This window comes from Pannonibacter sp., assembly GCF_051860505.1.
Taxonomy (GTDB): domain Bacteria; phylum Pseudomonadota; class Alphaproteobacteria; order Rhizobiales; family Stappiaceae; genus Pannonibacter.
Genome location: NZ_JBHYDX010000022.1, coordinates 17,197 through 29,217, shown reverse-complemented (window position 1 = coordinate 29,217; position 12,021 = coordinate 17,197). Strand labels below are relative to the sequence as shown.

Annotated in this window: 12 protein-coding genes and 1 riboswitch; of the genes, 2 read left to right on the top strand and 10 right to left on the bottom strand. The window is 64.3% G+C overall.

Annotation, left to right across the window (positions count from 1 at the left end):
* Positions 1 to 1,020 (top strand): ABC transporter permease, encoded by a 1,020-nt coding sequence (locus ACTIFE_RS15365; RefSeq protein ID WP_439530041.1) that lies wholly within the window; start codon positions 1 to 3, stop codon positions 1,018 to 1,020.
* A gap of 33 nt (positions 1,021 to 1,053) precedes the next feature.
* A complete protein-coding gene (locus ACTIFE_RS15360) occupies positions 1,054 to 2,091 on the top strand; it encodes a substrate-binding domain-containing protein (RefSeq protein ID WP_439530040.1) in 1,038 nt (345 codons plus the stop codon).
* A 79-nt stretch (positions 2,092 to 2,170) separates the two neighbouring features.
* Here the strand turns inward: ACTIFE_RS15360 and ACTIFE_RS15355 are convergent, their stop codons facing one another.
* From ACTIFE_RS15355 to ACTIFE_RS15310, 10 genes are all read right to left on the bottom strand, one after another.
* A complete protein-coding gene (locus tag ACTIFE_RS15355) occupies positions 2,171 to 2,623 on the bottom strand; it encodes a helix-turn-helix domain-containing protein (RefSeq protein WP_439530039.1) in 453 nt (150 codons plus the stop codon).
* A 29-nt stretch (positions 2,624 to 2,652) separates the two neighbouring features.
* Positions 2,653 to 2,967: a DUF4258 domain-containing protein gene (locus tag ACTIFE_RS15350; protein WP_439530038.1), complete on the bottom strand. Its 315-nt coding sequence runs from the start codon at positions 2,965 to 2,967 to the stop codon at positions 2,653 to 2,655.
* A 48-nt stretch (positions 2,968 to 3,015) separates the two neighbouring features.
* The gene (locus ACTIFE_RS15345) at positions 3,016 to 4,143 is read right to left on the bottom strand and encodes a RuBisCO large subunit C-terminal-like domain-containing protein (RefSeq protein WP_439530037.1); all 1,128 of its coding nucleotides are present in this window, start codon (positions 4,141 to 4,143) and stop codon (positions 3,016 to 3,018) included.
* Positions 4,143 to 5,144 carry a transketolase family protein gene (locus ACTIFE_RS15340; RefSeq protein ID WP_439530036.1) on the bottom strand — a complete coding sequence of 334 codons (1,002 nt, stop codon included), beginning with the start codon at positions 5,142 to 5,144 and terminating at the stop codon, positions 4,143 to 4,145. The genes ACTIFE_RS15345 and ACTIFE_RS15340 overlap by 1 nt, the downstream gene beginning before the upstream one ends.
* 1 nt (position 5,145) lies before the next feature.
* The gene (locus ACTIFE_RS15335; RefSeq protein WP_439530035.1) at positions 5,146 to 6,075 is read right to left on the bottom strand and encodes a transketolase; all 930 of its coding nucleotides are present in this window, start codon (positions 6,073 to 6,075) and stop codon (positions 5,146 to 5,148) included.
* Between the two features lie 115 nt (positions 6,076 to 6,190).
* Positions 6,191 to 7,006, bottom strand: coding sequence for an ABC transporter ATP-binding protein (locus ACTIFE_RS15330; RefSeq protein WP_439530034.1), 816 nt, complete (start codon positions 7,004 to 7,006; stop codon positions 6,191 to 6,193).
* Complete coding sequence (locus ACTIFE_RS15325) at positions 7,003 to 8,010, bottom strand: FecCD family ABC transporter permease (RefSeq protein WP_439530033.1); 1,008 nt, start codon at positions 8,008 to 8,010, stop codon at positions 7,003 to 7,005. The genes ACTIFE_RS15330 and ACTIFE_RS15325 overlap by 4 nt, the downstream gene beginning before the upstream one ends.
* Positions 8,007 to 8,915: an ABC transporter substrate-binding protein gene (locus ACTIFE_RS15320; protein ID WP_439530032.1), complete on the bottom strand. Its 909-nt coding sequence runs from the start codon at positions 8,913 to 8,915 to the stop codon at positions 8,007 to 8,009. The genes ACTIFE_RS15325 and ACTIFE_RS15320 overlap by 4 nt, the downstream gene beginning before the upstream one ends.
* Positions 8,912 to 9,538 carry a DUF7676 family protein gene (locus ACTIFE_RS15315; protein WP_439530031.1) on the bottom strand — a complete coding sequence of 209 codons (627 nt, stop codon included), beginning with the start codon at positions 9,536 to 9,538 and terminating at the stop codon, positions 8,912 to 8,914. The genes ACTIFE_RS15320 and ACTIFE_RS15315 overlap by 4 nt, the downstream gene beginning before the upstream one ends.
* Before the next feature lie 11 nt (positions 9,539 to 9,549).
* Complete coding sequence (locus tag ACTIFE_RS15310) at positions 9,550 to 11,508, bottom strand: TonB-dependent receptor plug domain-containing protein (protein ID WP_439530030.1); 1,959 nt, start codon at positions 11,506 to 11,508, stop codon at positions 9,550 to 9,552.
* A gap of 156 nt (positions 11,509 to 11,664) precedes the next feature.
* Positions 11,665 to 11,880: riboswitch (cobalamin riboswitch) on the bottom strand.
* Positions 11,881 to 12,021 lie beyond the last annotated feature (141 nt).

Sequence of the window (12,021 nt, the reverse complement as noted above, 5' to 3'; positions counted from 1 at the left end):
ATGCAGAGTGGTTCCCCGAACGCGATTGATTTCGCCATCAAATATGGGTTCCTGGCCCTGATGGTCGGGCTGATCGCCTATTTTGGCGTGATGGCGGAAGGGTTTCTTTCGCCGCACAGCGCCGTCTTCATCCTGCAGTCGGTAGCAATCACGGGCATCCTGGCGCTCGGCGTCACCGCCACGCTGGTCGTCGGCGGCTTTGACCTGTCGATTGGTGCTGTGGCAACCTCGTCCCTGATGCTGTCCGCCTATGCCATGGTCGTCTGGCAGTTGGACGCTGCATCGGCCGTCGCGCTGTGTCTCGGCATGGGGCTGCTCGTCGGCCTCGTCAATGGCATTCTCATCGTCAAGATGAAGGTGCCGGACCTTCTGGCGACGCTCGGCATGATGTTCCTGCTCGTCGGCCTGCAGCGCATCCCGACCGAAGGCCGTTCCATCTCCACCGGCATGAGCCTGCCGGACGGCACGACGGCGAGCGGCGTCTTCTCGGAAGGCTTTTTGATGCTTGGCCGCCACCGGCTCGACTTCATTCTGCCCAACCTCGTGCCACTGTCGGTGGTATTCCTCGTGCTCATCGCTATCGGCGTCTGGGTGTTCCTGGAACTGACCCGGCATGGCCGGCTGATGTATGCCATCGGCTCCAATGCCAAGGCAGCCGGTCTCGCCGGGGCCAATGTCAACGGCTACAAGATCGCGGCCTACATGATCTCCGGCACGCTGGCCTCCTTCGGCGGCGTGCTGCTGGCCGCCCGTCTCGGGCGTGGTGACGTGGCTTCCGGCAACAACCTTCTGCTTGATTCTGTCGCTGCCGCGCTCATCGGCTTTGCCGTGCTCGGCGCCTCCAAGCCGAATGCCTTCGGCACGGCCATCGGCGCGCTCTTTGTCGGCATCCTTTTGCAGGGCCTGACGATGATGAACGCGCCTTACTACACCCAGGACTTCATCAAGGGCGGCGTGCTCGTCATCGCCCTTGTCTTCACTTTCGCGCTGTCCGGCCGAGGGGGACGGGCGCGCGGCTGACGTGGACTATATAAAACAGCAACGGGAGGAATCATGATTACCAGACGTCTCTTCACGGCCCTTGCCGCCACAGTGGCGATGGTCCCGGGTCTCGCCTTTGCCGCCGAGATGCCGAAGCCCTTCGACAAGCCGGCCGAGGTCAAGATCGCGCTGGTGCGCTATCTCTCCACTGGCGACTTCTTCCAGGCCTATCTGTCCGGCGTCGAGAAGCAGGCTGCCGCGCTTGGCGTTGACCTGCGCGTTCTGGACAGCCGCCAGGATGCCGCGCTGCAGGCGGACATGGTTGACCAGGCCATTGCCCTTGGTGTTGACGGCATCATCATCCAGCACGGCCTGACCGAGTCCATGCAGGCCGCCGCACAGCGCGCAGTCGATGCCGGCATCAAGGTCGTCGCCTTCGATGTGAATGTCGAGAACCCGAAGATCCCGCAGATCGAGCAGTCCGACCGCGACCTTTCCCGTCTCGCGCTGGAGCAGGCGATTGCCGACAACGGCACCACCTGGACCGCCGGCTATGTCTACGTTCCGGGCATTGCCCCGCTCGATCGCCGCGACGAGACCTGGAAGGCCGTCAAGGCAGCAAACCCGGGGATCAAGCAGGTCGCCGAATTCGGCACACTCGACAACCCGATTGCCAACTCGGTCGCCAACCAGGCCCGTTCGGTGCTGTCGGCCAACCCGGGCATCAACGTTGTCTTCGCCCCTTACGACGAATTCGCCAAGGGCGTGAAGATCGCCGTCGATGAAGCCGGCATGTCCGGTCAGGTGTCGATCTACTCGGCGGATGTTTCCACCTCCGACATCGCCGCCATGCGCGAGGCGGGCTCTGCCTGGAAGGCCACCGCCGCCACCAACCCGGCTGTCGTGGGCGAAGTCTCCGTCCGTGCGCTTGCACAGCTTCTCGCGGGTGAAGATCCGGGCCGCAGCGTCATCGTGCCGCCGACCCTGATCACCCAGAAGATGCTCAACGAGCTCGACATCAAGAACATGGAGGAACTGGGCGCCAAGCTGCCCGCCTTCGCCCATGCCGATGTCGCCGTCCCGGCCTGGATGCCCCTGCCGAAGCGCTGATCGCCGGTCAGGCAGATAGAAACAAAGCCGGAGCGGTCACACGCTCCGGCTTTTTGTGGTTCCAGTTTCGGATTTGAGATCAGGCAGCAGCGAGCCAGTTGTCGCGAGCATGTCTGAGTTCCAATGGTTCGTCAGCCTTGTTCTGTACACAGGAAAGCTGTTCTAGCAGTTGCCCGACATCGTCATTCTTGAAAAGGCGGGACAGCACAAGCACGCGTAGCAATCTGTCTGCCGGCTGGTTAGCAACATGGATCGCACGGCCCTTTACTTCCCAGTTGCGAATGTTCTGTTCACTGGAGCCAAGCCAGATCGCGAGGGCTTGCTGAGACATATCAAGGGCCGTCCGCAGAAAGCGGAACTCCGCCCCTGTCAGGGGACGAGGGAGCGAGGTCAGCTGCCTGGCAATGGCTCTGTGCAGACCGTGAATGTCTTCGATGTGGACAGTCTCACCAAAGTCAGGATCCTGTTCGATCCGGTAGCCATTCACCAGAATGACGTTATCGAGCCCGCTCGCCTTGTAATGATAACTCATTGCGTGCACTCCGATATTATGGTTCGCACTCAGTAGGCAGTAATAACGATCACATCCCGCTCGAAGTCCAAGGCAATGGCAAGGGTCAATTCCTCGCCATGCTGGCGTCGAACCATGTCAAACCTGAAATGTCCTCTATCGGACAGCCAGGGGTCGGTCACTACCTGTCCCTTGATCAGGCATGCCAGAATTTGTGAAGTCGAAATGTTCCGCTCGACGCCACGCTCTAAAACATGCCTGGTAAAGGTAACTTGCCCAGCCTCTGCAAGCCGTTTGGTCTCATTTTTCGCCTGCTGCCGGGACAGGTGCTCCGGTACAGTTGAGCCAGAGGAGGTCAAGTTCACCTTCGTATATCCTACCTATAAAAATTATAGGTTGGCTTGTGCCTGAGTTCAACCGTTTTCCCGCTCGACCGCGTCCAGCGCCTGGCGCATGGCGGTGATGCCGGTGCCGATGTCGTCGCCGAGGCGCAGGAGGCTGCCGCCGAGGAGATAGACCACATCGCTGCCGTACATGCGGGCCATCTCGCCGGCGCGCTCCACGCTCATACCGCCGCCGGGGCTCGGCAGCATGGGCAGGCCGGGGCCGGACGTGGAGCGGCAGGCGTCGGCGATCGACTGGCATTCGGCCACGGTGAAGCCGAAGCGGCCGCCGACATTGGGGAACACGGAAATGTCCGAGCCGGCGATGCGCTGCAGCGTGCCGAACATCATGGCATGGGTGAAGCCGGTGTCGGGCGACAGGACATAAGGCCCGAGGAAGCTCGGATGGGTCATGACCGGCATGGCGAGCCGCGCGTCGGCGGCGATCCGGGCGGCGATGCCGAAGCCGAGCAGGCCTGGCATGATCAGGATGCCATCGGCGCCTGCGTCCCGGGCAAAGCGGATGTTTGCGTCCAGTTCCTGCGGCACGCCGGCCAGCGAGGGGAAATAGAGCGCCTTGCGGCCGGTCTCCTCCTCCGCACGAGCCAGGGCTACGGCTGTCTTCTCGACACGTTCGCGGAAGGGAGCCATCGGCTGGTCCATGATGCCGTGGTCTTCCTTGACAATGTCGGCCCCGCCCTTGGCGCAGAGATAGGCGATGCGGGCCAGTGCATCGGACTTAAGGCCCTGCGGCTTCAGCACGGGGGCGATCAGACCGCCCTTCGGCCGTCCTGCCAGCCGGCGGATACCCTCGATGCCGAAGCGCGGCCCGGGATGGCGGGCCTGCATCGTCTCGCCGAGAGCGATGTCGATGACCTTCAGTCCGCGCTGGATCGACGAATTGCCGAAGATCACGTTGAAGAACTGGGCGATCTCGAAACCGGCGCTGTCCGGGCTGTAGCTGACGACGGCCCGGAACGTTGTATCGCTCTCGCGGCCGATCTCCTCGATCCGGCCGAGGATCTCGTCGGCGATATAGCCTTCCGGCACCACATCGCGGGGGACTTCCACGGTCTGCTCCAGCGCGATGGCTTCGGCGCGCTGGCGCGCCTCGGCCTCGCTTGCGGCGAAGATGCGGTAGGTAACGGCAAACCGCATCAGAGCGCCTCTGCCTTCACGGCGGAATGCACGGCGTCGACGCGCACGCTGTCGAGGGCGTCCTCGTCGATTCCGGTTTTCTGGCCTGTCAGGTCCTCGATGGCCTTGACCAGGGCCATGGCGTCGAGACCGTAGTAGCGCATCAGATAGGGCTTGGAGCCGCCATGGGCATAGGTGTCCTTGAGGCCCAGCCGGATCAGGCGGCGGCTCATGCCCGCGTCGGCCATCGCTTCCGCCGTCATCGATCCGATACCGCCGGCGATCAGGTGGTTTTCCAGCGTGATCACGCCGTAGCGGACGCTGGCGGCGTGGTCGAGGATTGCCTTGGCGTCGAACGGCTTCAGCGTGTTCAGATGCAGGTGGCGGACGGAGACGCCGACCTTGGCGAGGGCGCCACCGGCGCGCATGGCCTCTTCCGTGGTGATGCCGGCGGTGATCACCAGCACGTCGCTGCCCTCGGACAGGACGCGCAGCTCGCCGACCTTCATCGGATCCTTGAACAGGCGCGGGACGGAGCCGCGCAGCACGCGGGCATAGACCGGGCCGTCGATGCTGTCCGCGGCCTCGACGATGCCTTCAACCTCGGTCGCATCGCCGGTTTCAAGCACCGTCATGTTCGGGATGGTGCGCATCACCGAGATGTCCTCGATGGCCTGGTGCGTCATGCCGCCCGGCGTGGTGATACCCGGCAGGAAGCCCATCAGCCGCACCTTGCGGCGCGGATAGGCGATGGAGGCCATCAGCTGGTCATAGGGCCGGCGATACAGGAACACGCCGAACGTATGGATGAACGGCCGGAAGCCGGCGAGGCCAAGGCCGCCGGCGAAGGACAGCATGTTCTGCTCGGCCATGCCCATGGACAGGAACTGCTCGGGATGCCGGTCACGGAAGCCGTCGATCTCGCAGCTCGAGGTCAGGTCGGCGGAGAGGCACAGCACCTCCGGGTTCTTGACCGCGTAGCTCTCGAAGGCGGCCGCGTAGGGGCGGTTGACCATTTCCATCTCAGTGTTCCCCCAGCTTGATCGGCTCGATGCCCAGTTCGGCGGCGATGGCGATGTTCATCTCCGCGCGCTCGGTGTCCGACTTGAAGCGGACATAGTGCAGGCGCGGGAAGCGGCGCATCAGGAACTCCATGCCCTTGGTTGGCGAGGAGTTGGCCAGGATAATCAGTGGCTGGCCTTCATGCGGGGTCGCCTTGGCCTGGCGCATGGCGGTGAGGTCATGGGCGTCGATCTCGGCCACGACCGCGCCGAAGTTGCGCAGCTTGGTGGCGATGTCGCCGACGGTCATGACGCTGTCCATGGCGCCGTCGCACTGCTGGCGGTTGACGTCCATGATCGCCCAGACATTGTCGATGCCATGGTGCGCGGCGGCCTGCACGGCCTCCCAGGTCTGGCCTTCCTGCACTTCGCCGTCGGACATGAACACGCAGACCTCGCCGCTTTCGCCGCGGCGCTTGCGGCCCCAGGCAAGGCCGGCGCCCGTCGACAGGCCGATGCCCAGCGTGCCGTTGTGCACTTCCATGCCCGGGCTGTGCTCCGCGCCGATCATCTCGACCGAAGACCCATCCTGGTTGAACATCTCCAGGCCTTCGGGGGCCATGCGGCCGACCTCGATCAGCGTGGCATAGGCGACGAGGGCGTAATGCGCCGGGGCGATGAACAGCCGGTCATACTGCGGCTCGAACGGGCCATTGTAGCCAGCGCCGGTCACATAGGTCGTGTTCTCTGCGGAGGGAACACCGCCGAACGGGGGCGGGATCATCGGCAGGGTCGGATCGCCGAGCTTCAGCGCCTCGTTGTAGAGAAAGGCCAACTGCTCGGCCGCTGAGCAAGCCTGGCTCAGGTAGCCGCCATTGTTGCGCATGCAATGCTCGAACACCCGCCTGCGGATGCCGAGCGCGATCTCCTCGGTCGTCTTGACGTTCTTCACAGCCGTCTCCGTCCCCTCTGGAAGTTGGTTCCCTGAGGTTATGACGGGCGAATGGCACAATTGTCAAATGCAATTGACATTTGATGAAGTGGCGGTGCCGGGTGTGGCTTGCGGCTCAACCTTCCGGCTGGCAGAGCCGCGCGATCGGTACGACCAATTGGCGGCGATCGTTTGGCAAATGGCCAATGCGGATGTTGTACGTCGCGGCCATCCGGTCCGGTGCCAGAACCTCCGCAGGAGGGCCGTCAGCAACAAGCATTCCCTTGTCGAGCAGCAGGAGACGGTCGCACCAGGCGCTGGCCAGCGTCAGGTCGTGCAGCGACACCACAACGCTCACACCGTCGCTGACCAGATCGCGGAAGCACTCCATGAGGGCGAGCTGATGCTCCGGATCGAGGCCATTGCAGGGCTCGTCGGCCAGGATCAGGCGCGGATCCTGTGCCAGCAGGCGGGCAATCAGCACGCGCGCCTGTTCGCCGCCGGACAGGCGGTTGAAGGGCCGGTCGGCGAAGGCCTGAACGTCCATCCGGCGCATGGTTTCTTCTACAATTCTCAGGTCCTCGAAAGACGGCGCCGGACGAATGAAGCCGAGCCCTCCCGCCTGATGCGGCATACGGCCGAGCCCGACCACATCGCGGCACCGCAGCGGCCAGACAACACTGCGCTCCTGCGGCAGGAAGGCGAGGGTCCGGCCGCGTTCGGCGGACGTCATCTGCGCCAATGGCCGCCCTTGCCACCTGATGTCTCTGCCACGCGGACCAAGCCCGGCCAGGGCCTTGAGAAGGCTCGACTTGCCGGCGCCGTTCGGTCCGATGAGGCCAACCAGTTCAGGGCGGGGCAGGGTGAGGCTGACATCCTGAACGACGGTCTTGTCGCCGCGTTTCAATGTCAGGTTCTGGACCAGAAGTCCTGGGAAGGCGTGGCTGTTCATTCGGCGTCCTTTCTGAGGCGGACCAGCAGCCAGAGGAAAAAGGGAGCGCCCAGCGTTGCCGTGATGACGCCGAGCTTCAGGTCCCTGTCCGGCAAGATCACCCGGGCCAGACAGTCTGCGGCCAGCAGGAAGGCCGCCCCGCCCAGAGCGCTTGCCCACAGGAGGCGGCCAGGCCGGTGATCGGTCAGCGGCCGCAGCAGATGCGGCACGATCAGGCCGACGAAGCCGATTGCCCCGCTCACGGCCGTTGCCGCCCCCACCCCGATGGCGGTGCCGAGAACCGCCCGGCGGCGCAGGCCGTTGAGGTTGATGCCAAGGCTCGCCGCCACATCGTCGCCGAGCGACAGCGCCTCCAGCCCGCGCTGGCAGGACAAAAGCAGCGCCAGTCCGACGACGATAAAGGGCAGGGCCAGCCCGACATGCAGCAGACTGCGATCCGTCAGCGATCCCATCAGCCAGAACACGATCTCCATGGCGGCGAAGGGGTTGTCGGACAGGTTCAGCACCAGCGATGTGAGAGCACCTGCCAGCGACGAAATCGCAACGCCCGCGAGGATCAGCACCAGCCTGTCGCCGGAGCGGCCCGCCAGGGCCTGCAGCAGCACGACAGCGACCAGCGCGCCCGCCAGCGCGCTGAGCGGCAGGGCAAGACCGAACAGTGCCGAGGCGCCGCTGTAGATGGCGATGACAGCGCCCAGCGAGGCGGTTGCCGACACGCCGATAAGTCCCGGTTCGGCCAGCGGATTGCGCAGGAGTCCCTGCAACACTGCGCCGGCGAGACCAAGAATAGCACCGATTGCCGCCGCCAGAACGGCACGCGGCAGGCGGATTTCGCGCAGGATGACAGCGTCGACCGTCTGCGTATCTGAACCGGCAGGCATCAGCAGCCGGAACGGGTTGAGCCAGACTTCCCCCAAGGCCAGCGATAGGCCGAACAGGCTGAGGCATAGAAGCGCCAGCAGCCCGGCCAGTTGCATCGGATGGCGCGAAAAATGATCGGTCATGGTCTGGCGCTGCTTTCGTCCGGAGTGGGGTCTGTTCCCTCGACAGCCCGACGCAGCCGGGTGACGGCCTCAGCGGTGAAGGGGGCGCCGCAGATCGAATAGCGCACGTCCGCCGCGATCCGCCGCTCGTTGGGCAAGCGCAGGTCGAGAGCCGGATGACGCAGGATCTCGGCCGCCCGGGCCGGGTTGTTCACGAAGCGCGGCGAGATCATCACAAAGTCAGGATCTGCCAGAAGCAGCCGCTCCAGTGGCACGCGCCGCGATCCCGTGATGCCCAATTCTTCCCCCAGATGCCGCAGGCCCGCGGCACGCACGATCTGGTTTTCCAGGGTTCCCGCGCCGGCGGTGTAGGTGTTGGTCGCGTAGGACCCGACAACAGGAGCCTCGCCTGTGCTCCAGTGGGAGGGCGTCTTCGCCAGTTCCGCCTCAAAGGCAGTGACCAGCGCTTCGCCCCTGTCCTTGTTGCCAAGCAGGTCCGCCATGCGGCGGATGTTGGCCTTGAGATCCTCGAAACTGGCTTCCGGCGTGAATTCCTCGACCCGCGTCCCCAGCCGCTTCAACAGCTGCACCGTTGCCCGGGTCGTGTAGATGCCGGCCAGCACCAGATCCGGTTCCAAACGGATGATTTCCTCTGCCAGCCCGTGGTTGGTCTTCATGTCCGGCGTGACCAGATCGCTGACGACCGCCATGTCCGCGCGCGTCGCCAGACGCGACACGGACACGAGCTGCCCTGGCCGCGCGATCAGCAGCGCCAGCTGGTCGGTACACAGGTTCATCGAGACAACCCGAAGCCCCCCCTGACCCGGCGGGTTCGGGCCAGGGGGGGCTTCGGCCATGGCTCCTGCCGAGACGAAGGGCATCAGCAGGGCCAGGACCGCGACCGTCAGATGGCGCAGCTGTCTCATGACTGGCGGAAGCCCTTGCCCTCGGCGTCCTGGGCCTCCTCCGGCCGGCCCAGCCAGCGGGCAGACAGCGCGCGCCAGCTTGCAAGACGCGAGAAGTCAGGGGTCTCGGACAGGCTGTCGTTGTCTTCGATGAAGGGATTGGGCAGGAACACCGAGATCATCGGTTCGCCCGCTCCATTGACCATCTCGAAGCCCCAGCTCACCGGCTTGCCATCGCGGCCGAAGCTACGGAAGAACGACGCGCGCGACGGCTTGCGATGCCGGCGTTTATCCTCCGGTGTCGGGAACTTCGGCGAGCCCATGTTCTCGCCAATGCACAGGTGAAAGTGCCCGCCATTGGCGAACATCACCGTCAGATAGGCATCGAATAGGCTGATCTTCACCGGAGCGCCGGGGCACTTCCATTCATAAGCCGCCCCTTCGATGATCGGGCCGAACCGGATGCCCTGCCAGTGCTCTTCGAAGATCTCGCGCAGCAGGGGCTCGAGCACCTCCTGCGTCGCCGGGATGTCCCAGATCTCCCGGGCGGTCGTGCCGTCGGGGTTGCGGCGCACATCCGTCGGTTCGGGCCCCGCGACGGGCAGAGAAAGGGGCGAGACGTGCGGGTCAGCGGTCATGGTCATATGCGATCTCCTCAGAAGGTGCCCTTGACGCCGACGAAGGCGGTCGTGCCCTGCGTGTTGTAGCCGTAGACCTCCTCGTAGTTCTGGTCTAAGGCGTTCTCGACCCGGCCGTAGAGCGTGAAGTTGTCGTTGAGCTTATAGTCGGCGCCGAGGTTGACGAGGACATAGTCGTCAAGCTTTACGCGTGTCCGCGGCGTGGCGTTCACCCACTCGCTGTCCATCTGTTGCCCGTTGTAGACGGCGTCCACGAACGCGGAGGCCCGGCCGTCGAGGAACGTGTACTGCAGCCCCGCAGAGCCGCTGTGCATCGGCCGGCGCACTTCCTTCTGGCCGTTCGGCTCGCGGGCGTCGAGATAGGTGTAGGACGCGCGACCGGTGAGCCCGTCGAGGATCTCCGCACTGGCCGAGATTTCGACGCCCTGGCGCTTGCTGGTTCCTTGGAGGTTGTAGGGTGTCGAAGCGAAGCCGGGAAGGTACCGCGTCTGGATCTCGTCCGTCAGCCGTTCGCGGAAATAGGTTACGTCGACGGTCAGCCGCTCGTCGAGGAACTTCTGTTCAATGCCGATATCCCAGCCGAAGTTCTCTTCCGGCGTCAGGTTCGGATTGCCGACGAAGCGGGAGGGCTGGAAGCCGAACTGCTCATAAAAGGTCGGATTGGTAACTCCGGTGCCGATCGAGGCGTGCAGCCGGGTGCCGGTCTCCTGATGCAGATAGGCCGCGCTGGCATTGTAGGTAAGGGTGTCCTTGAACTTCTCGTTCCGGTCATAGCGCAAGGCGCCGGACAGGAAGATCCGCTCCATCAGTTCCAGCCGGTATTCCCCGACATAGCCGGACAGGTCGCGCTGCTGCCGGCGGCCCTGGTCAGGACTGCCCGGATAGGCGTTCTTGTAGCTTTCCCGCTCCCACTCGATGGCACCGGTCAGGCTGTGGGCTGCCTGAAGAAAGCTCTCGGTCTGGAAGGCAAGCGTGCCCTGGTAGCTGAGGTGCAGGCGATTGTCGTCATTGCCGTTGCGGTTGTTCGAATTGAGGCCGCGCCGATGCAGGTCGGTGTATTCAACCCTGGCCCGCTGCACGAACAGGTCATCGAACAGGGACCATGTCAGCCCCGCGCCACCATAGACCTCCCGTGTCTTGTTGTGGCTGTAGGTGTCGATCACCTGGCCCTGCGTCGGGCGGTCCGGATAGGCGAAGTCCTGGTCGTCGGTGTCCGACTTGCGGTTGACGAAGCGCAGGTTGGCGTCAAGCACCAGAGTGTCGGTCAGGTCGGCCCGGACCTTGCCGTTCAAGGTCATGTTGCGGTCGCCGTCCTTCTCCTTGCCGTAGTCGGAGATATTGAAGCCATCGGTCCGGCGTAGCGCCGCCGAGAAGGCCCCGTCGATGCGGTCATTGCCGCCCTGGACCAGCAGGTCGGTCAAGACCGTCTTGTCGGTACCGACCTCGCTGCGCCCGGTGACCCGGTAGCCGTTGCGCAGGCCACCCTTGGTGATGATGTGGATCACTCCCGAAGCGGCATTCGAACCGTAGAGCGCACCCTGCGGCCCGCGCAGGACCTCGATCCGGTCGATGTCGGCGACCTGCATGCTGCCAAAATCGAATTCACCGGAAGAGGCTGAGGCGACCTCTACTCCGTCGATGAGCACCAGCACATGGTTGGATTCTGATCCACGCAGGCGGATCTGGGTGAGGCCGCCGAAGGATCCCGTACGGGAAACAGCGACGCCGGGCACCTGGCGCAGCGCATCGGCGACATAGCGGACCTGCGACTTTTCGAGGCTCGCGCCGGTGATCACGGTCGAGGCACGCCCGACCTTTTCCGCCGCAAGTGGCGTGCGGCCAGCGCTGATGACGATCGTGTCCAGTTGTTCCGGTTCGGATGCGGCTGGTGCGGCAAGGGGGAGAGACAGGGCAGGAACAAGACCGCCGGCCAGAAGGCACGGCAGGGCAATGCCGGTGGTGAACCGGTTCTTCATGACAAACACCCGCGTTTGGCGGCGGGCGAGGCCCGCGCCAGCATAAGACGACGCACCGCCTTGCAAGCGGACGCGGTTCAGCGCCCGCCGGAAAGACGGCAAGGTTTGGGTGTCACCTCAACGGGAAACCGCGCCTCGACACACCCCGTATCGAAGGCCGGGTGACTGAGCGCGGCAGGTCTCCTGGCTCACGGGTCGCCGTGTGTGTCCGCCTTCCCGGGATCGGGCCTTGGGCCTCCCAGTGGCATGAGTGGACACGCACTCTCCGTTCACAGTTGCGGGGGCAGCCACGGTTTCGGTCCCTGTTGGGTACGCCTCACCGTGTTCCCTTTTCATCCGTCCACCGACGGAACCACGTTCGCAGCGCAACATGCAGGTCGCTTGTGCCGCCTGTCAAGGTTGCACGCGGCGGGTCCCCCTAAAGAATGGGACGCAAGGCCTATTAATACTTGATTTTAAAACTCATAAATTTTAGACAAGACCTCGAAAGGGGCGTTAGCCAACAGCCAGGCC